Annotated in this window: 22 protein-coding genes and 1 riboswitch; all 22 genes read right to left on the bottom strand. The window is 36.9% G+C overall.

The window, feature by feature from the left end:
- Positions 1 to 7: 7 nt before the first annotated feature.
- Positions 8 to 163 (bottom strand): hypothetical protein, encoded by a 156-nt coding sequence (locus ADU23_RS32695; RefSeq protein WP_157265663.1) that lies wholly within the window; start codon positions 161 to 163, stop codon positions 8 to 10.
- A 48-nt stretch (positions 164 to 211) separates the two neighbouring features.
- Positions 212 to 296, bottom strand: a riboswitch (cyclic di-GMP riboswitch).
- Between the two features lie 120 nt (positions 297 to 416).
- Positions 417 to 1541 carry a non-hydrolyzing UDP-N-acetylglucosamine 2-epimerase gene (gene wecB / locus ADU23_RS06485; protein ID WP_053372997.1) on the bottom strand — a complete coding sequence of 375 codons (1125 nt, stop codon included), beginning with the start codon at positions 1539 to 1541 and terminating at the stop codon, positions 417 to 419.
- Positions 1542 to 1546: 5 nt separating this feature from the next.
- Positions 1547 to 2656 (bottom strand): polysaccharide biosynthesis C-terminal domain-containing protein, encoded by a 1110-nt coding sequence (locus tag ADU23_RS06490; protein ID WP_053372998.1) that lies wholly within the window; start codon positions 2654 to 2656, stop codon positions 1547 to 1549.
- Positions 2656 to 3675 carry a polysaccharide biosynthesis protein gene (locus ADU23_RS06495; protein ID WP_053372999.1) on the bottom strand — a complete coding sequence of 340 codons (1020 nt, stop codon included), beginning with the start codon at positions 3673 to 3675 and terminating at the stop codon, positions 2656 to 2658. The genes ADU23_RS06490 and ADU23_RS06495 overlap by 1 nt, the downstream gene beginning before the upstream one ends.
- A 1-nt stretch (position 3676) precedes the next feature.
- Entirely contained in the window at positions 3677 to 5179 is a 1503-nt protein-coding gene (locus ADU23_RS06500; RefSeq protein WP_053373000.1) for an oligosaccharide flippase family protein, read from the bottom strand.
- Positions 5180 to 5191: 12 nt separating this feature from the next.
- The gene (locus ADU23_RS06505) at positions 5192 to 5725 is read right to left on the bottom strand and encodes an acyltransferase (RefSeq protein WP_053373001.1); all 534 of its coding nucleotides are present in this window, start codon (positions 5723 to 5725) and stop codon (positions 5192 to 5194) included.
- A gap of 56 nt (positions 5726 to 5781) precedes the next feature.
- Complete coding sequence (locus tag ADU23_RS06510; protein ID WP_053373002.1) at positions 5782 to 6927, bottom strand: hypothetical protein; 1146 nt, start codon at positions 6925 to 6927, stop codon at positions 5782 to 5784.
- Positions 6928 to 6938: 11 nt separating this feature from the next.
- Positions 6939 to 8063, bottom strand: a complete 1125-nt coding sequence (locus tag ADU23_RS06515) for an EpsG family protein (RefSeq protein WP_053373003.1) — start codon at positions 8061 to 8063, stop codon at positions 6939 to 6941.
- A 17-nt stretch (positions 8064 to 8080) separates the two neighbouring features.
- Positions 8081 to 9301 (bottom strand): glycosyltransferase, encoded by a 1221-nt coding sequence (locus tag ADU23_RS06520; RefSeq protein ID WP_053373004.1) that lies wholly within the window; start codon positions 9299 to 9301, stop codon positions 8081 to 8083.
- Between the two features lie 4 nt (positions 9302 to 9305).
- Entirely contained in the window at positions 9306 to 10598 is a 1293-nt protein-coding gene (locus tag ADU23_RS06525; RefSeq protein ID WP_053373005.1) for a glycosyltransferase family protein, read from the bottom strand.
- Between the two features lie 96 nt (positions 10599 to 10694).
- Positions 10695 to 11471: a glycosyltransferase family A protein gene (locus ADU23_RS06530; RefSeq protein ID WP_053373006.1), complete on the bottom strand. Its 777-nt coding sequence runs from the start codon at positions 11469 to 11471 to the stop codon at positions 10695 to 10697.
- An 18-nt stretch (positions 11472 to 11489) separates the two neighbouring features.
- Positions 11490 to 12386, bottom strand: a complete 897-nt coding sequence (locus tag ADU23_RS06535; RefSeq protein WP_053373007.1) for a glycosyltransferase family 2 protein — start codon at positions 12384 to 12386, stop codon at positions 11490 to 11492.
- Between the two features lie 37 nt (positions 12387 to 12423).
- The gene (locus ADU23_RS06540) at positions 12424 to 13026 is read right to left on the bottom strand and encodes a sugar transferase (RefSeq protein WP_053373008.1); all 603 of its coding nucleotides are present in this window, start codon (positions 13024 to 13026) and stop codon (positions 12424 to 12426) included.
- A gap of 25 nt (positions 13027 to 13051) precedes the next feature.
- Positions 13052 to 14428, bottom strand: a complete 1377-nt coding sequence (locus ADU23_RS06545) for a nucleotide sugar dehydrogenase (RefSeq protein ID WP_053373009.1) — start codon at positions 14426 to 14428, stop codon at positions 13052 to 13054.
- Positions 14429 to 14511: 83 nt separating this feature from the next.
- Complete coding sequence (locus ADU23_RS06550) at positions 14512 to 15144, bottom strand: hypothetical protein (protein ID WP_053373010.1); 633 nt, start codon at positions 15142 to 15144, stop codon at positions 14512 to 14514.
- A gap of 32 nt (positions 15145 to 15176) precedes the next feature.
- The gene (locus ADU23_RS06555) at positions 15177 to 17000 is read right to left on the bottom strand and encodes a polysaccharide biosynthesis protein (protein WP_053373011.1); all 1824 of its coding nucleotides are present in this window, start codon (positions 16998 to 17000) and stop codon (positions 15177 to 15179) included.
- A gap of 45 nt (positions 17001 to 17045) precedes the next feature.
- Entirely contained in the window at positions 17046 to 17738 is a 693-nt protein-coding gene (locus ADU23_RS06560) for a CpsD/CapB family tyrosine-protein kinase (RefSeq protein ID WP_053373012.1), read from the bottom strand.
- Positions 17719 to 18486, bottom strand: coding sequence for a YveK family protein (locus ADU23_RS06565; RefSeq protein ID WP_157265666.1), 768 nt, complete (start codon positions 18484 to 18486; stop codon positions 17719 to 17721). Before ADU23_RS06565 ends, ADU23_RS06560 begins: the two co-directional genes overlap by 20 nt.
- 161 nt (positions 18487 to 18647) lie before the next feature.
- Positions 18648 to 20753: an S-layer homology domain-containing protein gene (locus tag ADU23_RS06570; RefSeq protein ID WP_053373014.1), complete on the bottom strand. Its 2106-nt coding sequence runs from the start codon at positions 20751 to 20753 to the stop codon at positions 18648 to 18650.
- A gap of 120 nt (positions 20754 to 20873) precedes the next feature.
- Entirely contained in the window at positions 20874 to 21656 is a 783-nt protein-coding gene (locus tag ADU23_RS06575; RefSeq protein ID WP_053373015.1) for a tyrosine-protein phosphatase, read from the bottom strand.
- Between the two features lie 205 nt (positions 21657 to 21861).
- A complete protein-coding gene (locus tag ADU23_RS06580) occupies positions 21862 to 22839 on the bottom strand; it encodes a diaminopimelate dehydrogenase (protein WP_053373016.1) in 978 nt (325 codons plus the stop codon).
- Positions 22840 to 22871: 32 nt separating this feature from the next.
- Entirely contained in the window at positions 22872 to 24131 is a 1260-nt protein-coding gene (locus tag ADU23_RS06585) for a Glu/Leu/Phe/Val family dehydrogenase (protein ID WP_053373017.1), read from the bottom strand.
- Positions 24132 to 24447: the final 316 nt, after the last annotated feature.

Consider the following 24447-nt stretch of genomic DNA (forward strand, 5'->3'; position numbering starts at 1 on the left):
TTGAACATTAGAGACCAACGGCTGCTAGTTTATCTTTATGATAAACAATCTTCAAATAAATCTCGATGCGCTTATCTTCATCCAAGCAGTCTTCCCACAGCATCTCATGAAATTCCATCCAAAGCTGATGCCACTCACGCACAATATTGGCTCGTATGAACATACAAATAACCTCCATGTTCTCACATAAACCTTGACGGGAGGCACGATATTCGGTAGCTGGCTGGCAGTCTGATTTCAGATAAGCCCCTGTAGCTTTGCGTCACCACTTTTCAATGGTTTTGCCTTTATCGTACGGTTTATGCGGTTGTTTTGTTTAAGGGTATGGTAACAAAAATGTGGGTGGAAGTATAGGGAATGTTTATACTCTTATGCAGTACTATGAGTTTATCTCACTTCAGTACACTCCACTTAAATCATTTCTTCCAGGTAGTCTGATTTATTATCTTTGTATAACTTTGTATAATTTTAACAACTTTCACAGAAACATTTACATCAGCGTAATCAGAAGCAATAAGGACGTTTTCTTTGTTATCCCACATGTTTCTGCTTAATTCTACTGCCTGAACAATATCTTCGGAAGTAATACCACCTACTACAACACTACCCTTATCTAATACCTCTGGTCTTTCAGTTGATGTTCTTATAAGAACACCTGGGAAGTTTAATATTGCTGATTCTTCTGATAGAGTTCCACTATCTGACAACACACTAAAAGAACTCATTTGTAACTTGTTATAATCAAAGAAACCAAATGGCTTTAATTGTCTAACTAACGAGTGGAACTTAAATCCCCGTTCCTCTATCCTTTTCCAACTTCTTGGATGTGTAGAATAAATAATTGGCAACTGGTATGTTTCAGCAATGCTGTTTATTGCATTCATAAGGGAATTAAAATTGGATTCATTATCTATGTTTTCTTCTCTATGAGCTGAAACTAAGAAATATTTATTAACTTCTAATCCCAATTCACTTAAAACATTACTACTACTAATTTTTTCTTTATATTTATTTAAAACTTCGGTCATTGGAGACCCCGTAACAAACATATGTTCTTTTCTGATTCCTTCTGAGAGCAGGTATCTTCTACTATGCTCTGTATACGGTAAATTAATATCAGATATGTGATCAACTATCTTTCTATTAATTTCTTCAGGTACATTTTGATCAAAACATCTATTACCTGCTTCCATATGAAATATTGGGATTTTAAGTCTTTTTGCTGATATCGAACATAATGCCGAATTAGTATCACCCAATATTAAAAGTGCATCCGGCTTTTCTTGGCTGAGAATTTCATAAGACTTTGAAATAATATTCCCCATCGTTTCACCAAGATTATCTCCCACCGCCTTAAGATAAACATCAGGTTCTCTTAGTTCTAATTCATTAAAGAAAACTTGATTCAAAGTATAATCCCAATTTTGACCCGTATGCACTAGAACATGATTGAAATATTTATCACAAGCCTTTATAACTTCTGATAATCTAATAATTTCAGGTCTAGTGCCGATGATAGTCATTACTTTCAATTTTCCCATTCTTACTATACCTCCAAATAAAACGTATCTGGTTTATCCGCATCAAAACATTCATTTGCCCACATAACGGTAACCATATCCATATTGCCAGTATTTCTAATTGCATGTGTGTAACCAGTAGGAATATCCACTACTTGTAATTTATCTCCTGATACTTTATATTCTATAATTTCTGACTCATCAATTTTCCTAAAACTAATAACCCCTTGCCCACTAACCACTAAAAACTTTTCATTTTTCGTATGATGCCAGTGGTTTCCTTTTGTTATTCCAGGCTTAGATACATTTATTGAAACTTGTCCTCTTTCAGAAGTTCTAATAAATTCTGTAAATGAACCCCTAGAATCAACATTCATTTTCAAATCATAAGCAAAGTCATTTTCAGGAAGAAAACTCAAATATGTACTATACAACTTTTTCGTGAGTTCATCCTCCATATTTGGAATACTTAGTTCCATTCTGCTCCGTTTAAAGCTCTTTATTAATTCTGATAATTTACCTAGTTTAATATTATAAGTTACTGGTATGTAACAAATTGATTCCTTCTTAGTAGGAGTACCTTTTAATGCCTTTAAAAATTCTTCAAGGACATCATCTATGTAACATAGTGTTAATTCTGCTTCAGAGTTATTAATTTGAATTTCAAGGTCTCTGGCTATGTTGTAACAATAAGTAGCAACTACAGTATTGTAATTAGGTCTACTCCATTTTCCAAATAGATTGAAAAGCCTATATACAAATACATCAACATTATGTTCTTTTCCATATTTAAAGAGTAACTCTTCCCCGGCTTTCTTAGAATGACCATAAGAGTTATCTTTTTCGGCCTGAATAGAAGATGTCATCAATACAGGAACTTTATTGTTATGTTTCTCAAGCAAACCAAGTAATTTAGAAGTAAACTCCACATTACCAGTGGTGTATTCATCCTCATTTTGAGGACGATTTACTCCTGCTAAATGAAACACAAAATCGCATTCTTTAGTATAAATATCTAATAATGATGGTTCTGTGTCTCGATGAAATTCAAGAATTTGAATAAAATTTTTATTTTTCAACTCTGCAACTAAATTTCTACCTACAAACCCTTTAGAACCAGTTACAAGAATTTTCATTACATCCTCCATGTTTTCAGTTCATTTTGAACATATTCTAGCGTTAATAATCTATCCTTAATCTGTTCTATATTTAATCTTTCAGTATTATGTGAGTTGTACTCATCTTCATTTATTAAATTTTGATTTCCATCCACAAAATATTTATCATAATTCAAATCCCTTTGATCAGCTGGTACTCTATAAAACCCGCCCATATCCTCAGCTACAACATGTTCTTCTTTGGTAAGTAATGTCTCATATAATTTCTCACCATGTCTGGTACCGATAATTTTAATCTCATTATCTACATTAAATAATTCTTTAATTGCTTGAGCTAGATCTCCTATGGTACTTGCAGGTGATTTTTGAACCATGATATCCCCAGCATTCGCATTTTGAAATGCAAAAACAACAAGTTCTACAGCTTCCTCTAGACTCATTAAAAATCTAGTCATATTGGGATCCGTAATAGTTAACGGCATACCATTCTTAATTTGGTCAATAAATAAAGGTATCACTGAGCCTCTAGAAGCCATTACATTACCATAGCGTGTTCCACAAATCAGTGTTCTTTCAGAGGGTACCGCTTTAGATTTCGCAACAAATACTTTTTCCATCATTGCTTTTGATATTCCCATAGCATTTATTGGGTAAGCGGCTTTATCTGTAGATAGACATATCACTTTTTTTACGTTACACTCAATAGCCGCAGTTAATACATTATCTGTACCTAGTATATTAGTTTTCACCGCTTCAAGTGGAAAAAATTCACACGAAGGAACTTGTTTTAAAGCAGCGGCATGAAATATATAATCTACTCCATAAATTGCATTCTTAAAACTATCAATATCTCTTACATCACCAATGTAAAATTTAAGTTTATCGTTCTTATATATCTTTCTCATGTCATCTTGTTTTTTTTCATCACGAGAGAATATTCTAACTTCTTTTATGTCGGTAGCCAAAAATCTTTCCATCACAGCATTACCAAAAGAACCTGTTCCACCAGTGATGCATATTGTCTTTCCTTCAAACATATTAATTCCCCATTCTTAAAATATTTTTAATTGCACCTTTTTCTCGCGAATTAAGCATAATTGTCCATAAGATTATTATGTATAATAGTGTGACTAACAATGATTGTATTCCCAACCAAAACCAACTAAGCGTACCTAACTGACTTATTATAAGTGATAAAATCGATACCAACAGAACTGAAGGAATGTGCTTTAAAATCACTTCAAGATAGAGCCTCTTCATGTCAAAGTCCAACGTTTTTTTATAAAAAAAGCTTGCATAAAATACAAATATAAAAACAAATGCGAAAGTCGTTCCAATTGCTGCACCAATAATACCAATCAGGTTTACCATTATGATAGTTAATCCGCAATTTAATAAACCCGCAAACAATATTGTAATAGAATACCACTTATGTTTATTTTTAGCATACATTGCAGCTACAGGAACGTCTTGTATAAAAGAAAATATTTGAGGAACAATCACAATAAGTGCAACAACATACGCTAATTCAAAACCTCTACCAACCCATAAAGAAATAAAATGATTACCTAAAAAAACGAAACCTATCATTGGTAATAATATTATGAAGAACTTTATTCTCCCAACATCAACCATTAATTGGTTCATTTCGTTCTTATCAACATTTGAATAAACCATTTTCATTACTTCAGGCGCAATAATTTGATTTGTTACACTTGATAAAGTTTGAAATAATACAATAAATAGTGTACCGATTGAGTAAATAGCAACCATCTCCGTAGAGAGAATCGAACCAATAATTATACTATCCACTGACCAAAATATCTGAAATCCTATAGTGGCTAAAAACATATATCCAGAAAAGGAAAATATTGACTTAACAAACACAAAATTTATTCCTTTTATTTTAGGAGTTAATTTGATTTTAAAAATAACGTATAGTAGAACTAAAAAAGTAAAACAGAAACATATAATAATATCTAATACAATTATATTTATAATATTATTGTGCAATATCAATGCATAATAAAGTAATAGGAACCTAACCAAAGTCTTACATAGATTAATAAGATTAATAAAAATGTGTTTTTGATGACCCCTTAGAATACCAATGAAAAAATTCATGAATATTGTTCCGATAGCTAATATCGGCAGCAATAATATTATATTCTGCCCCATTTTTATTTCTGAATATGATAACGTATTCTGGTACATATAGGGTAGAATTCGCGATAAACCATAACCCATAGATAAAATTACTAAGGATACTAAAGCATAAAAGAATAAAAGTAGAGCAAAATAATTGCTTTCTTTCTCTGTTTCCTCCTTAGTTGTATATTCAGAAATAAACTTAACTATTGAATTAGCTATCCCAACATCCATTAAAAAAAAGTATGCCATAAATGAAAACATAAGTTTATAAAGACCATACTCCGCATCACCCCAAGTTAAGATCATTATTGGAGTTAAAAAAAACGCCACTAAGTTGCTGGTAATCATATTTAAATAACCGACTATGGTACCATAGATTTTCTTATTCACATTCTCTCAATCCTACTGTCTGAATTTTATTATTTTAGCAGGTATACCATAAGCAACAGCATTATTATTAATCTCTTTGTTCACTAAGCTCATTGCACCAATTACAGCACCATCTTGAATAATAGAACCTTTTAATATTTTACAACCTGCTCCAATCCAAACATCATTGCCAATATAAATTCTTTCGTGATAGTCCAAGGGCTGGTTTCTAATTAATGTGTTCTTTTCAATACCGTGATTACTGTCAATTATGTAGCACTGAGCAGCAATAGCAACATCGTTTCCAATTGTGACTCCCTTTTTTGCAAATATAATCGTATCTTTACCTATATCGACATTGTTACCAATTACTATTTCGCCATCTCCCCAAAACATTACACCAGGATAGATTGTCACATTGTTTCCGATTTTCACATTAGTAGCATTAACATATACCTTACCAATTATATTTACGCTATTATTATTACTCTTAATACGTAATAGAAATACCTTTTTTCGATAATGTCTAAGAATTTTCTCCTTTATTTTATCAATTATTAGGTACATTTTAATCCCCCAAATAATACATGATATTAAATAATTTTTTTTAGACGTTATTCTTGTTAGTCTTTCATCAATTGATTTAACTCTACTATAAATTCCTCATCCAACCTCGTAATTGTTTTTCTACTATCGATTAATTCATGAATATCAATAGACATAATAGCTTGAGCAATTTCTATTGCATTCTGATTTTCATAATATACTATATCATTAGATATACTAGAGTTTTCAATACTACTAAGACGTGCTGATACTACTCTTAATCCATTAGAAAGATAGGATAAAATCTTTGATGGAAATGAGCTCTCTGTAAATTTCGCATTTGGAGTTTGCGTGCTAAGACCAATATGACATTTTTGTATAAACTGAATATATTCTTCACCTTTAAATAAACCATCATAAGTAATTTTACATTTCGATCTAGTATTAATTTCAACAATTTTTTCTTTGAGCATATCAATATCTTTTTTATCACCAAATCCAATAATATGAACATGATACTTACTCGATAGGTACTCTGCAGCACACACTGCAGCCATAGCTCCTCCTTTATGTGTATCAATAACACCAGCATATACTATATGTATACTCTCGTCCCCGAAACTGGAGTTTCTTTCTTTTTCAACTTGATATGTTCCATATATAATACAATGAGGTTTACTTTTAAAATTAATAATTTCATGCAATTTTTCGGTTGAAAATAAAAATTTATCAGCTTTTTCAAATATCATAAATTCTAATTTTTTAATAATTCCAGAATAATTCTTAACATCTTGATATATTTCTTCAACCTCAAGAATTAAGTTGAATTTTTTGATTTTTTTCGCAAGTAAAATGGTTGGAATTAATGACAATGAATGATAAACAAGTATATCTTCATTTTTCTTCGTGCTAAACAATAATTTGATCAATAACCAAATTTGCGAGTTTAATATTCTCAAAGTTTTTGTAACCCTATTATTAGCTCCGAAAGTAGTACCTAATGTTAATGTTACGCCCTCTTTCAGGATTCTTTCTTTTTTTGAATAAATACCCTTATTATTTGCCGTCCATGAAGGAGAGATAATGTTCACTTCATACCCTAATCTTATCAAAGCGGACATTATATAATCCATCTTATTTGTAGCTGCTAGAAAATAGTTTCTTTTTTCTTCATGATTATTAATATCATCATAAAACCCTATATATTTAAGATTCTTACACATCATCATTCCCCCTATTGCCAATAAAACTTATATGGTATACCATTTAAATCATAGACACCTCTCAAGATATAAAAGATTATAGTAAGAATAATCGAAAATAAAACTGCTAATATTCTTGTTGATCTATTATTGAAAGAACTAATTATATTGGGTATAAATAGAATTATAAAAATATAATAATAATTTGCAGCTCTTAATCCGACACTGCTTATAGTTGTTGAGATCATTAATAATGAAGCAATCGCAATCAAATTGAAAATCACCTTATTATTTTCATTTTTCCGTATAACCTTATTATAAAAGAACAACCCTATAGTAAATGTTAACAATAGAATTATTAATAAAGTATATGCGTTAGTAGTTTCAATTGATTCTTCGTAACCAACTAGCGGAGTGATTAAATGAAATATTTCTATTCTAAAAATAAATAATACAATCAAAATAACAAAATATAGAATGGCTATAATTGGTGTGATTGTGAAAAAATAAAGAAAATATGCGGGTAAAAAAATAATAGCTGATTTATGAAAAAGCGCTGCAATAATCACACATATACTAAACTTAACAATCTTTCTGTTAATAATATATTTGTATGAAAATAATATTACTGAAATAGCAATTGCTTGCCTAATCCCACTAAAAGTAAAATTATAAAAACCTAACGAAATAAATAGGTATATTGAAAGAAAAGGCATGATTGCATATTTTTTTATGAACTTATAAATTAAAAACATAATAATAAAATATAAAACTCCATAGTATACTTGAAAATCATCAGTAAATATTGATATTATTTTAGTAAGAAGAATAAAACCTCGTTCATAATTAAATACTAAGTTATTTCTTCCCAAATCGAAAACTTCTATCCAGTCCAAATCTCTAATAATACTAAATCCTAGATAATAATTTATCGTATCCGTTCCAACGCTAATGTTTTTCAAGGCTAAGATCAAATACATCTGTATTAAAGCAATTATAATAAAGATACTTCTACGATTATTAAAAGCATCTTTTTTAGTTAATATAACGTTATTCGAGTAATCCTGCACTTTCTCAAACTTGTTTCTATAAGGAAAGACGTAATAACACAAACACCAAATAAGAAGAAAAAACAAATTAATAATATACATTCCCATAATTTAATTATCTCCCATTAACATTTCTTGCTTTCTTCAGATAAGTGAGTATATATCTCTAAAAGTTTTCCAACATTTTTTTCATAATTATAATTCTCTTTAGTAAATCTCACACAATTATCTGAATAATATTGCTTTCCATTTTCTTTAATTTTAACGATATGATTATATATTTGTTCAACATCACGTGGCTCAGCGATATACCCACAGCCTTCACCAATTATTTCTGGACATGCAGTCGAATTGTATACAATAGCTGGTGTTCCGCAAGCCATTGCCTCGGCAATTACTTTGCCAAATGTATCTTCCACGGAAAGGTGCACGTAAACATCAGCTGATGAATAAAGTTTAGCTAAGTCTTTTGTATTATCAACAAATGGTATGAATTTAATCTTATCTATTTCATTAATAGTTCCTTGAGTTTGTCCAACTAATATAATTTGCATATCATCATTAATTATTTTTGCTAATTCTCTAAAATCCTGTAACCTCGGACTATCATTTGACCAAATTGCAGAAACACCTATTATTGTAAACTTGGTATCTTCAATATCATACTTTTGGAACACTTCTTCTTGATACGGTTTAAAAATTTCATGATCAATCCAATTATAGATAGACGTAATTGATCGGTTAGATAAAAATGATTGCCTTGCCTGTTCAGCAACCCATTTAGAAACACCAACAACAGTCAAGTTTTTTATACTGGAGAACCACTTTTTTTTATCTTCATACATAGTAGTAGTAAAATCTCTAAATATGCTTGATGGGTATTCTTTAATTTTGGGGCACTTACCACATTGAGTTTTCCACTTATAGCAGCCAATCTCAGTATAATGAGCACATTTTCCTGTAAAGGCCCAGCAATCATGTAAATTTAAAACTACGGGAATATCCGCATTTGCTAAATAATCAAACAGAATGGGTAAATTCAAGTAGTTAGCATGAAGATTTCTCAAGTGAATAATGTCGGGATTTATTTTTTTTATATAGTTAATTAATCTTTTAGTGCCATTAACCGAATAATAACCTTGTTTCCCTGTTACTCGTGAAGATATATTATGAAAATAATATTCTTTATTATTTCCAATTCTATAGGAATTTTTATCTTCCCAAAAACCAAAGCCGTATGCAGTATAGCATTCATGGCCTGCTTTCTCCATTGACATAGAGAGTTCATAGCAAGTTCGACCTGTACTTTTCACGCGGTAAACGGTATTAATTTGTAAAACCTTCATGCAATCAAACTCCTTTAGAGCACTCAATAAGTACTTTCCTAAATACGTCGCTATTCTTCTGATAATTATGATTTTTTTCTGCTAGCTTTAGTGCTTTATCTATATAAGTTTGTCTAATATATTTATCGTTTAATACTGTTCTCAAAGTACTTTCAAGCTTTGATTGATCTGTTATTACACATGCAGCATCATTATTTATTAGATATCTACTAGAAGCGATATCCGGAGGAGCATATACAACAAAACAAGTTCCACAAGCTAAACTATCAGCGATTTTTGTTGAAAAGGCATGTTTCAAATCCCACTGAGAAAAATCTGAAAAATCCTCCGCGTGGATCAACAGATCACTATCATGCATTACTGTAATAACATCATCATAACTAATATTCCCGTTGTATTTTATCCCATTATCTATTGTTAATGAGTGCTTAACATCGTTTGAGGGAATGCTTCCATAGATATTAAACTCTACACATGGATCAATTTTTTTTATAGTTTTCCCCATCTCAACAAGCGGTAATACCCTATTCACACCCAGATTGCCAAGGTAAGATATTTTTATATTTTCATTTTTCTTTTTGTTTATTACTGTTTGTATTTTAGAAGCAGTATAAATTACAGTATTAGGCTTGTTAAAGGATTTATCATAAGTTTCTTTTAACATATCAGAGTTATAAATACTTCGAGTCGCATATTCTATTGTGCGTTCAAACTGACGCTTAAAGGATCTTCTATAATAATGATAAAATGGTGATAATGACTTTTTATCCTTGAAATAATAATCCTCACTATTATAAATAACTAAAGGTATACCCCTTGATTGTGATATGTGCATTGCAATCTTGTACATAAACGCATAATCGCCTGCTTGGAGTAAAACAACATCTGGTTTAAAATCATCTACCCATTTTTCAAACTCACTTGATTTCCATTTTTTTAAATCCCAGAGTAGATTACGAAGAATATAGGAAAGTGTGCCTCTACCTTTACCTGCTTTATGTAGTTTATTACTAATGTGAGATTTCTCATGGTTTATACTAACTTTATGCTTTGAAGTTAAACGTTCTCCCGGTGCCTTTTGTTTAATTAAACTGTTTAAAACATCCCAATCTGTTATCCGAAAATAATTGTTACAATTATCAACATCAGGCGTTTCAGGATATATATAAAATTGAGCTAACGAATCAGAACTCCAGTTTGATAAGAAGTTAGATAATGTTCTGCCATTAGATCCACTTTTAGACATACAATTATGACTGACTATTAAAACTTTTGGTAATACTTCCTCACTCACCACAGCTAAAACCCTTCCCGGTTAGAGATTTAACAACTTTCAAATGGGTAATCGTCACCAACCATACCACTATTTCATTGCATAAATAGATTCCTTTAATTAGGCAGCCTTGACTCCTTGAAACATTAAAGTACATGCTCGAGTAATACTCATTTCATTTTTATACAAACGAGATTTTCTGAATGCAAACTGCAAACACAAAAGATACGCCCACCTTTTTGACAAGCAAGCAAAAAATATTCCCTTATCAAAAAAATATTTATCCGTAAAGCCATTAAACCACGTAGAAGTCTCCTGCTCTACATATCCTATAGTTTCGGGAACTGCATATACATTCAGTTTTTTCTTGATACAATCAGTCAAAAACAAACTATCTTCCCCTGCACTATATTGGGCTCCCCCGCCAAACTTTAGTGAAAACATAATATTAGCCATGTGTACTTTTTTTGTTTTCACAGCTATGTTTATCGCACCGTATTTCAAACTATTAAATACATTCACCTTATGCTGAACTAATATATTACAAGTAGGCCTTTCAGAATTAGTACTCGGTATATTAAATAACAAAACATCAGCATTAGGAATTTGCTCAAATGCTCTTATAATTGTTTCATTGTATCCTTCAACATATGTAACATCATCATCCGCAAACAAACAAATATCTGCGGTTGCACGCATCAAAGCATTATTTCTACTTAATCCAACTCCGCGTTCTGCAAGTGAAAAATAATTTATAGTGTTCCCTTTATGATTAAACTGTTCAATTTCATTTCTATCACATTGATTAATAATAATTGCATCTGTTTTTATATTCATTTTATCGATTATACTATGATCCTTTTGATGCATAGTTGACAATAAAACCTGTAATTTCATATGTAGTTCTCCAGTTCATCATTTTGAAACCACTCTTTGGAACTCCTTCAGACACTGTAAAGGACTTGATAAAAGGGAAAGCGTTGTATATGTAAAAAATCTCATATTACTTTTTCTTCGTAGTTCAGCATATGCCAAGACAGCATAATGTCTCATTCTTATATAGCGTCTTTCAGAAGCGCTAATCTTACTAAAGTATTTTTTCTTGTATTCATATAATTCATTTTCACCTTTTATTTTACTATCACCACTAGACAAACCTTCTGATTCATAATGAATATAAGCTTTTAAGTCACATACAGGTAAATAACTAAACTTTCCTTTCCCCGCAATTGCATTTAGCATTAAGTGAAACTCGTCTCCAATATTAATTGGAGGGAAACAACCGATTTTGATCAAATATTTTCGTTCAAACATCATTGAATCAGTACCAGTCATGTGATACATCAAGTGGTACTTGAGCAACTCATCCGAATTATAATTTTTTAAATAATCCCTACGTCTATATTCAATTAGTTTATCGTTTTCGTTGTATAACATTATATCTGTGATGCTATAATCTGATTTCTCCGCCAACATATGCTTTATTTGATTTTCAATCTTATAAGGCAGATAAATATCATCATCATCAAGAAAAGTGATGTAATCACCAGAGGCATTTCTAATACCAATATTCCTCGTTTCAGCTGACCCCTGATTAATTTCATTCCTAATATATTTCACAGTAAGGTTAGTTTCAAACGATTCAACTATTCTTTCTACAATATCGTTTTCAACTTGACTAGCATTATCATCTACAATAATAATTTCAACATTTTCATATACTTGTTGTTTAATAGAACTTATTGCACTTTTTAGAGATTCCGAGCGTTTATATGTAGCAATAATTACACTTACTAAAGGGCTATTCTTCATATGTTTCCCTCACTTACTATACATGCACTTTAGTACATTAAATATCCGGTTCAATCTTTCCTTCTTTAAACCCATTACTTCCTATGACAATAAATACAGTCTTTATTAATACTTGTACATCAAAGATAAAACTCATCCTGGCAACATATTCCCCATCAAGGTTTACCTTCTCATCAATCTGAAGTTCATCTCTACCATTGATCTGTGCCCAGCCAGTAAGTCCAGGATAAATGTCATTCGCACCATACTGATCTCTTTTATCAATTAAATCATATTGATTCCAAAGAGCAGGTCTTGGACCAATAAAACTCATGTCACCTTTTAAAATGTTTATTAATTGTGGAAGTTCATCTAAACTCGTCTTCCGCAGAAATCTTCCTGACCTAGTAATTAAAGCATCTGAATTTTTTAACATATGAGTTGGCATATCTTTTGGTGCATCTATTCTCATGGTTCTAAATTTAAGTATATAGAAATGTCTTTTTGTCTTACCCACCCTTTTTTGCTTAAAAAATATAGGTCCGTTCGAATCTAATTTAATGATAACTGCAATTATTAAAAATAATGGCCAGATTACTCCAATTGTAATTAGAGATAGAACCATGTCCACAATACGTTTGAATAGAGGATATATTTTCATATTATCAGCCTATCTTTTTAAGTTTTTATAGTCGCCAGTATAAATAACCAATATCTTCAGCTTCATTTTTATTGAACATTCCTTTTACATCTATTAAAACATTATCACTAATCTCACTTGCGTTTTCGCTTGATGCAGCGACCTCATTATACAAATAAGTCCCAACACCTTTATTATTCGTGTATAGTTTCCTTAGTTCTTGCAAAGACACTTTAGAAAATTCATCATGTGGCACTGCAAATACTATTGCATCTGCATCTTTAATCTCTTCCATTTTTTTAAGTTGAATATGATACTCTTCCCATACTTCTTCTGCATCTGCGATTGGGTCTACTACTACAATTTCAACCCCATACTCTTCCAGCTCTTTAATGATATCAATTACCTTTGTATTTCTTGAATCAGAGCAATTCTCTTTAAAGGTTATGCCCATAATGGCGACTTTTGCCCCTTTAATTTGTTTGTCTGCCTGTATCATTTTTTTAATTACATTTTCAGCTACAAATTTCCCCATATCATCATTAATTCTTCTGCCTGATAGAATTATTTGTGAATGATAGCCTAATTCTTCTGCTTTATAAATAAAATAGTAAGGGTCTATCCCAATACAATGTCCACCAACTAAGCCTGGGCTAAATCTTAGAAAATTCCATTTTGTACTCGCTGCTTCTAAAACAGCTTTTGTGTCTATTCCCATCTTATTGAAAACAATAGATAATTCATTCATAAACGCAATGTTTATATCTCTTTGTGAATTCTCTATTACCTTTGAGGCCTCGGCTACTTTAATACTTTCCGCTCTATGCACCCCGGCTTCAATAACCAATTCATAGATTTTAGCAATAGTATCCAAAGACTCCTCATCCATCCCAGAAACTACTTTCACAATCGTTTCCAATCTGTTTATTTTATCTCCTGGATTAATACGTTCTGGAGAATACCCTACTTTAAAATCAACTCCATACTTCAATCCTGATTCTTTTTCCAAAATAGGCACACAAATATCTTCTGTAACTCCTGGATAAACTGTAGATTCATATACAACAATTGACCCTTTCACAAGATTTCTTGCCACAGTCATACTCGCATTAACTACTGGTGTCAAATCAGGTGTTTTGTCAGTTGATACTGGAGTAGGGACAGCCACAATATGAAACTTACAACCTTTCAATTCCTTCTCATCTGAAGTGAAATGTACTGTTGTCTGTTTTAATACATCATCACCTACCTCTTTAGTTATATCTTTCCCTGCAATATAACTTTCTACTTTCTTATTATTGATATCAAAGCCAACAACGTTTACATGTTTGGCAAATGCGACCGCAATAGGCATACCAACATAACCTAAACCCACAATTGAGATTTTTTCTTTTCTATTTAAAATATCACTATATAAACTCATACCTTTTCTCCTTATTAACAATCTAATTAATAAACTTCCTAATTTAAGGCATCACTTCATCTCACTGATCATGAGAAAATAACTCATTTATCCTTAACAACCTCATCATAACTTTTACCCTGACTCATCCCATACTTCTTAGCCACCTGAATCAACTCATCATACTGCTCAGGAGATAGCTTATCTAAAATAATGCTGCGAGCTTTTTTCTTCTCTTCAAGCGTCATCCCGCCGCTAGCAAGTGCTTGCAGCTCTTTTATATCAGACATGCTAAGCTCTTTAAGCAACACGGATGAAACCTGCGCTTTTTCAGAGACAGTAATTTTCTCTTGAAGATCTTTGGCTTTATCTACCGTTACCTCGCCGTTATATTTATCCTTCGGCTTTTCTTCTTTCGGTTCAGAAGAGTCGCCGCCCGTTGTGCTCGAGCCATCTTTTCCCGGCTTCTCTGCATTGTCTGTAGAGCCCTCCGTCGTTCCATCCTTACCATCCGTTGGATTCGAATCGCCCTGATCCGTTTGATCCGTCCCCTGTTGATCAGGCTTTGTCTCCGGGGCTGTAACCTCTTCATTTAATAGATCCTTTTCCAAGTCGGCGGCAAGAGTAGAAATAAGCTTATCTACAGCATAATTAGCTGCAAATAAGCCTCCTACTCCTAATATGACAATAATCGATGCCACCCAAATTAATATCTTCTTCCACTTTTTCTTACGCATATGTAATCTCCTCCGCTCTCATAGACTGTCTGTTAGGATACATGTGAATAAAAAGGAACAAGATGCTCAATAACATCTTTTATCGAATTTTGGTTTTCTCCAATTGCTTTTTCAATTCGTTTGAACTGAAGCTCGAGCTCTACTCTATTGATCTGTGTTGGCTTGCCTATGTAAATGCGTTCATGCTGAGTAGATGATACGGCCTCTTCATCGGTTAGCAGTTCCTCGAATAGCTTCTCGCCTTCTCGCATGCCGCTAAATTTAATTTCTATATCCACGTTAGGCTCATAGCCTGATAAGCGAATGAGATCCTGCGCCAGATCGAGAATACGAACCGGCTTGCCCATATCCAGGACGAAGATTTCGCCGCCTTTTGCGAACGATCCCGCTTGAATAACTAGCTGTACGGCTTCGGGTATGGTCATAAAATATCTAACCATATCCGGATGGGTCACGGTAACGGGACCGCCTGCAGCAATTTGTTCTTTGAATCTCGGTATAACGCTTCCGCGGCTGCCTAGTACATTTCCGAATCTGACCGCTACAAACTGTGTTTCACTTAAGGTGTTGATACTCTGTATGTACATCTCTGCAATTCTCTTGGTCGCTCCCATGATGCTGGAAGGATTCACAGCCTTATCGGAGGATATCATGACGAACCGCTCAGCCTTGTATTTATCTGCGCAATCCGCTACGTTTCTTGTTCCAAAAACATTGTTCTTTACTGCCTCGGATGGATTTCGTTCCATGAGCGGTACATGCTTATGAGCCGCTGCATGAAATACAACCTGCGGTCTAAACTTGTGGAATACGCTCTCCAAGCGGCCTCTATCCTGAATGTCCGCTATAACCGTTTCCAAATGAACATTCGGAAACTTTGATCTAAGCTCCATCTCAATCAAATAGATACTGTTCTCGCCATGTCCGAGCAGCAGCAGGCTTGATGGCTTAAAGGCAGAAATCTGTCTGCAAAGCTCAGAGCCAATGGAACCGCCGGCACCTGTGACAAGGACAACTTTATCCGATACATAATTGGCTATGCCTTCCAAGTCGGTTATAACAGGCTCTCTCCCAAGCAGATCCTCGACTTCAACGTTGCGCAATGATTTTACAGCGACTCGGCCTCTAATAAAATCGTTAATGGATGGAATAATTTTGACTTTGGCCCCAGTCAGCTTGCAAATATTGATGATTTCCGTTATATGTACCCGCTTGACGGATGGCATCGCGATAACAATGTCATGAATTTGATGTTTAGCTGCAATCTCTTCTATGTTGAGGCGTGTGCCAAGCACTGGTAAGCCTACCACTTGCATATTGCGTTTATGAGGGTCATCATCGATAAAGCCTATAATTCGGTTGCCCAAAAAGCTGTTGCTCGTCATAAATTCCTTCGCGATTAACGCTCCGCAGTCACCAGCTCCAACGATTAGCACATTGTTCGTTAAAGCAGTCTTTTTTGTTCTGTTTACTCGGATTAAGCGCCATAGGAATCGTGAGCCTCCCATAAAAAGCAGCATTAACTCCAGCGTTCTTGAAGTAATGGATAATGGAACCCGTTCTCCATTTAAGGCATAGGTTGCTCCATAGGATATAATAATGCCGATTAGAATCGCTTTAGCAAGCTCAATGATCTCCCCAATACTGGCATATTGCCACATTCGTCTGTACATGCGGAAGTAAGCAAGACTGCTGCCGCATATAACGGTTGTTAAACATGCAAATTCGAGCATTTGTTTTTCGTAGATGGGAGGGACATTTCCATTGAAACGAAAGAGATAGGATATCCCGATCGCTATCCATATAATACAAATATCAACAACCAGTATGATTAGCATTCTATTCTTATTACTCACCTAGCTCATCCCCCCACAGCAATAACCATCTACGAACAACTCTCTTTATTTGTCTTGAACGCCATAATAATAGTAGTACGATTCTTCATTTGCTCTACGCTTAACATTATTTAATACGACACCTAGAATACGCGCATTCACGCTCTCTAAGTTTTTCACCGCTTTGCCTGCAATCTCACGCTTCACTTTGCCTTGATCAACGACTAGAATGACGCCGTCACTCTTCGTAGCTACAATCTGAGCATCCGTAACCGCTAGCAGCGGCGGCGTATCGATTAAGATAATGTCATACATACCTCTAAGCTGCGCTATGATTGCCGTCATCCGTTTGGAATTCATCATCTCTGCCGGGTTAGGCGGTATAGCACCCGATGTAATTACATCCAGATTCGGAATATCCGTTACCTGTAGAACTTCCTCTAAGGAGCATTGCTGCGAAATAACGGAGGAAAGCCCCCAGCGATTCGAAATGGAAAAGGTATGATGAGCAGTGGGCTTACGAAGATCGGCGTCGATTAGAACAACCTTCTTCTCCGATTGTGCGAAAGTGACTGCCAGATTCGTAATGGTTGTCGACTTTCCTTCGCCGGGGCCCGCTGATGAAACCATTAACACCTGAAGCTTCTCATCTATGGATGAGAACTCAATGTTCGTCCTCAATGCACGATACGATTCTGAGATGGGGGAACGAGGATTCGTTAGCGTAATAATCTGACGCTTATTTTTCGATCGAGACACGCTCTAATTCACCTGCCTTGTAGGTTTGAGTGGTTTTGCTGGTTTGGCTTGAATTAGCATCCTCCGTATTCATTCTTGAGATCATTGCAAGCGTAGGCTGGCCCAAATATTGCAGCACATCTGCTTCGGTTTTAATCGTGTCATCCATGTATTCAAGCAAGAAGGTAATCCCAACCGCGATCATTAAAGATACGACAAAAGCAATTGCAATATTTAGCGGTACATTAGGTGCAACCGGACTAGGCTGAGCATTTACTACCGCTTCGTTCAGGATTGATACATTCTCCACTTTGAAAATATGCTGAATCTCTTCCCTAAACACGTTAGATACGGCGTTTACGACTTGAGCAGCTTGCTTATAATCCACATCCTGAACGACCAAAGTCATAACTTGGGTGTTATTCACGGAGCTAACTTGGATTTTGCGGGAAAGCTCAGTTGTCGTTAAGCCAAGCTGCGGGTACTGCTCTGCTACTTTATCTAATATTGCAGGTGTCTTAATGATCTCTTTGTATGTATCGATCATCTTGATATTGGAGTTGATTTGATTGAGATCAAGCTGACCAGTCGCCATTTGTGCGGTAGTCTGGTTTACGATTATTTTGGTAGAGGCCTCATATACAGGGTCTTTGAAAAACAGGCTGACAACGGCTGCTGCTGCTGTACAAACGAAGACAAACAAGATAATAAGAACTAATCTCTTCCTAATAATCGCCATATATTGTCGCAAATCTAGTTCGTTAGACACTCCGTATTCCTCCATCTGATATAGTCAATTAGAACGATTATATGATTCTTAAGAACTATACCCTATTACATAATAAACTATAATCTTACAATATACTATGTTTTTCGGAAAAAAATCTCCCTCCCATCTACATGAGAGGAAGATTTTTCTTATAACTTGAATTATTTAACATTTTTTGAAGCTCTGTAAATGATTACAGCTGCTTCTGCACGAGTTGCATTGTTGTTCGGCAAAAACTTGCCTTCGTTTCCGATGACAATTTTGTGAGTGGCTGCAAATGCAACGCCGTCTTTCAATGCAGCACTGATCTTGTCTGCATCAGCAAAGTCCTTCAAAGCCGCATTAACGTCAGTCACATCAGCCGCACCTTGTGATACCTTCAGCGCACGCGCAATCATCGTAGCCATCTCAGCGCGCGTGATCGTTGCGTTAGGATCGAATTTAGTAGCGGAGCGTCCGTTGATGATTTTAAGCTGAACAGCAGCAGCCACATATGGTGCATGCCAGTCGCCTGCTTTCACATCATCGAAGCTTTCTGTTGCTGAACCGTTCTCCAAATCAAGGGCGCGGATAAGCATTTTTGCGAATTCAGCGCGTGTTACTTTATCTTTCGGAGCAAATACGCCTTCCGACTTGCCTTCAATCGCGCCTTTGGCAGCAACGACTTGAATTTCGCGGCCAGCCCATGCTTCAACGGAAGCGATATCGCTGAATGATACTTTGTTTTCAACGACTACATATGAAGAGAACGAATCACGGGACTCGACAATAGAGCTGCCAGTTACGCGTCCGCCGTGGAATACTAGCTTGCCATCAACGATTTTTGCAACAGAAAGAAGTTCTTGATCAAGACCTGTAGTATCGCCTAGCGGGATGCTGATAACGATCGGTTGATCAAACGTTGTTTTTGCAGCGCCGCCAACTGTTAGGTTGAAGTCATATACTTCAGACACCGATTTCAACGTGCCTACAACTTCAGCAGTAGCGTCCGTTTTCTTAATCGTAAGCCCGATAGCAGACGAGAATGAACCTCCGACAGGAAGCGTCACTTCGAATTTACCGACTACGAAAGTTGCACCGGATACGTTTCCAGCTGCCGCTGCTTTAACGATAGCGTCAGAAAGGTTCAAAACAACATCCTTTTGCACGACCGAACCAAGATCGATCTTTAGAGCAGACTTCGCAAGTGCCGAAGATGGTGAAACTTCTTTCACTTTTGCTGCTACAGCATTAATACCAGAAATTGCGGATAATGCGCTGCCCTCGTTCAATTGAAGAACAGCTTGTCCATTTATAACACTTACATTTGTTGATGCGCTAATTGTTGCCAGCTTTGTAATCTCGTCTTTCGCATCTGAAACGAATTTAGTAATAATAGCAGCTTTCTCAGCTTCTGTTGCCTTATCAAGCGCTGCTTTCAAGTTTTTCAGCAATTTATCAGTTGACTCTGGAAGCGGTGCATCAATCACTGGATTCGGACCTGAATTCGGACCCGGATTTGTCCCTGGGTTTGTAGGCAGAAGTGATTCATAAGCTTTAAACAAAGCAGCAGCTGCATCCGTGAAATACTTATTTTCGCCTACTGCGTCTCTTGAACGAGTGAACACTTCAAGAACGTCATCTGTATTTACTTTGTAATATACAAACACCTTCTGAAGGCTGTATTGCGTTCCAGACAATGCAGCAAGAGTATCCTGCATCAATTTCTTCACGCTGTCCTTGTTCTGCATAAGGTCAAGCAGTTCCGATAATCCCTTGTTTTTCACTTGATTAACGAGCTCTTTTTGAATATCCAAGAAATATTTGAGGACGTCGTCAACAGTTAAGACCACATCCGCGCGACTTGCAAAGGATTGCAGCAATGGCTCATACTGCGCGCGCAAGCTCTCTAGACCTTCAATTGAAGGTGCATATGACAATTCTACCGCAGCATAAAAAAGATTTTCCAATTGCGTTTCTTCTTCGTTAGTCGGATTAAACTTGTCAACGATAGGGTCAACAATATCGCCCTTTTGATGAATTTCCAAATCATTTAACGCATCTTGAAGCGCTTTAACTTTGTCCATCCCACTTGTCGCAACAAGTGCGTCACGAAGCTTCTTGATATCATTCACTAGCGAAGAATCAGCCAATGAAGAGGCATAAGCTACCCCACTTACTCCAAGCTTCTCCGCCAAGCCTTTGCTGCTAAGCGGAATGCCAGCGAGAGCCGTTAGGGCTACACTCGCTGCAATAGTAGATACTGCCAGTTTTTTTCTTAATGTCACTCTGTTTCACTCCTGTATGTAGAATAGTTGCACTCATCCAAAATAGATGAATGACTAATAAAGCCAATAGAATCGCACTTCGTATGTATTTACTTCAAATGTCATTCTCGCTATCACGGGCTATTTCTTGTAAAAATAGGAAATAATGCGCCGAACGACTCCTTCCCCGTTAGAAACAGCCGGTTGAGAATGAAAAGGCTCATCCTTAATGATGGACTCCGCATTCATCTGCAAATAGCTCACCCACTGTTCTCCCATCCGCCTCTCAATTGAATCGTAGGCTTCGCGCAATCGAAAACCGCGCCGCTCGATATGATGTGCATCGGAAGATACTATATGGATAAGACCAGCTTTCATCAGAGACCATGAAGCTTGCTCAATACGCTTACCGAATCCCCCTAATAGGGAATGTGATGTAACCTGCGCGAATGCTCCTGCTTCGATTAGCTCAGCTAATCGTTCAGGATGCTTCACTACCTCTGCGTTCCTTTCAGGGTGAGCGATAATCGGTTTGAGGTTTAATATATTGAGCTCGTGAACGAGTTCAATCATCGATTTCGGTATGCGAGAGGATGGCATTTCAATTAATACATAGCTAGAGTCAGCTAAGGGGAGAAGCTCTTTCCTATTCCAAGCATCTAGCAAATCATCATGGACTCTAATTTCTTGACCAGTCCGAATAGTAACAGGCACACCTGCTGCCAATAACTGTTCGTTAATGGAGGAAGTGTGCTCGGCTACGTCGTTTGCTGTATTGGTATAGGTCCCATTGGCGTGGTGCGGAGTTGCAATGATTGTTGTAATTCCCTCTGAAACGGCTGCCCGGGCCATATTCAGAGTATCATCAAAACTCGCCGCACCATCGTCAATACCGGGTAAAATATGGGTATGGATGTCTATCATGCTGATCTCACGTCCTAGTAGATTTTGATCAAAGGCTCCTGATAGGCAGGTTTGATCTTATTCTACCACAGGAAGTTAGATCTTTCAGCACTTCTCGTTATAATTCGACAGTTCTTTTCTCACACTTTTCTAAGTATATCCTACATTTGACAAATGTGATAGGCATAAAATGTCAAAATGAGGATTTGTTCAGAAAAATTTCAGATTAAAGCAGTTCTTTGCGCAGCTCCGCTGCAGATTTTGGCGAAAGGTAGGCAAATGGAATGTCGAAAACGGTTTTCGCGCCAGCCTGTCCTTCACTTGCAAGCTTAAATGCCGCTCTAGCATAAGCAACTAGAACGCTCGCCGTGAACTCTGGATTGCTGTCCAGCTTCAGTCCGAATTCAATGATTTGCGTGCTGTTCTCGCCCGTCTTGCCGCTGCGCAGCACCATCCCGCCATGCGGCATCGAGGAATGCTCAGCCTTCATTGTTGCTTCGTCGATAAAGTGAACCGTCGTATTGTAATCGGAGAAGTAGTTCGGCATGGTACGGATTTCCTCCGCGATAGCCTCTTGATCCGCGCCTTCTTCAGCAACGATATAGCAATCACGAATATGCTTCTCGCGCGTCGTAAGCTCAGGATTCTCCCCTCCGCGTACGCGTTCTACCGCTTCATCGCTCGGAATAGTATATTGCACGCCATGCTTCACGCCGTTCACTCGGCGAATAGCGTCGGAATGGCCTTGGCTTACACCTTTGCCCCAGAATGTGTATTCCTTGCCTTCAGGCAAAATCGATTCCGCAAGCAAGCGGTTAAGTGAGAATAAGCCCGGGTCCCAGCCCGTTGAAATGACGCTCACTTTATTGCTCACCTTCGCAACCTCATCTACCTGCTCAAAATATTCAGGGATGCGCGCATGCGTATCAAAGCTGTCTACCGTATGGAACAATCGTGCAAAAGCAGGCCCCTGCTCCGGCAGGTCCGTCGCCGAACCGCCGCATAGAATCATAACGTCGATATCATCGACAAAGCGCTCAGCATCTTCAATTGCATATGCTTTAGCTGCAGATGGGATAGATGCCGGGTCTCTGCGAGTAAATACCGCATCCAGTCTCATATCCGGGTTTTGTTTGATCGCAAGCTCTACGCCGCGACCAAGGTTGCCGTAACCAACGATACCGATGCGAATCTGTTTTGCCATGATGCCGTCACCTCTTCTTATATTATAAGTGCTTAGATCCAGCCTCTTGCTTCCATAGCTGCCGCGATCCGTTTAATCGAAATCATGTAAGCCGCCGTACGAAGATCCGTATTATGCTCTTTAGCCAGGTCGCGAACAGCCACATACGATAGAATCATGTTCGTCTCCAGCTTCTCAAGCACTTCCGCTTCGCTCCAGTAGTAGTTCATCAGGTTCTGTACCCATTCAAAATACGAAACCGTAACGCCGCCCGCATTAGCAAGCACGTCCGGAATAACTGTGATGCCGTGGCTCGCAAGCACACGGTCCGCCTCAGGCGTTGTTGGACCATTAGCAGCTTCTGCAACAATCTTCGCTTTGATACGGTCTGCATTGGCAGCCGTAATAACGTTCTCAAGTGCAGCCGGCACCAAGATGTCAACATCAAGCTCAAGCAGAGCTTCGTTTGAAATCGCATAGGATTCGCCATATTCACGGATGGAAGACGTATCCTTTAGTATGGAGATTCTTTCGATATCCAATCCATCCGGATCGTAAACGCCGCCTTTGGAATCACTAACCGCTACGATTCTACAGCCTGCTTCGCTAAGCAATCGAGCTGCAATGCGGCCTGCGTTGCCATAGCCTTGAATCGCTGCAGTCGCATTTTGCACAGGAATGCCTTTGTCTTGAAGCGCCGCCAAAATCGTATACACGCAGCCTTGCGCTGTCGCTTCGTTACGGCCTTTCGATCCGCCCAAAATAAGCGGTTTGCCCGTGATAACGCCAGGCGAGTTCACGCCTTTCAGTCTGCTGTACGTATCCATCATCCAACCCATGATTTGAGGCGTCGTGTATACGTCCGGTGCAGGAATATCTTTATCCGGTCCTACAAAGTCCGCGATCGATTCCATAAATGCACGGCTCACGCGCTCAAGCTCACCTTTGCTTAGAAGGCGAGGATCACAAATAACGCCGCCTTTGCCGCCGCCGTACGGCAACCCAACAACGCCGCATTTAAAGCTCATCCACATGGAAAGTGCTTTAACCTCATCAAGCGTTACGTCAGGGTGAAAACGAATGCCGCCCTTAGTTGGACCAATTGCGTCATTATGCTGGGAACGATACCCTTCGAACACTCGGATCGAGCCATCATCCATACGAACAGAGAAGCTAACCGACAGCACGCGCTTCGGACGCTTCAAGATTTGCGTAACATGCTCAGGCAGCTGCAGATGCGCCGCTGCCGCGTCAATTTGCTGCTGTGCGATTTGGTACGGGTTTAACGTTTCTTCAACTATACTCACTGTCATTTAGGTTCAGTCCTTCTTCTCAAAGTTCGACTCCCATTCCATTGAAAAGCCGCTTTTTTGATTTTACCTTTTTCAATTCTATTTTAAAAGATTTTTTTCGCTATAAAGTGCAAATATTCTTTCAATAAATCCATTGTCATGTAAGATTTCATTAGATGACAGTAACAGTAACACCTGACATAGGCTGTATAAATATGACTTTTATGCAATCGCTTGCTCTAAAAAACGCAAAAAAGATGCGACGGAAGGCCAGCTTCCACCGCATCTTTTACATCTTTGCAAATCTAACCCAAGATCAAACGGCCAATCATTCATC

The sequence above is a fragment of the Paenibacillus sp. FJAT-27812 genome, from assembly GCF_001273905.1.
Taxonomy (GTDB): Bacteria; Bacillota; Bacilli; order Paenibacillales; family Paenibacillaceae; genus Pristimantibacillus.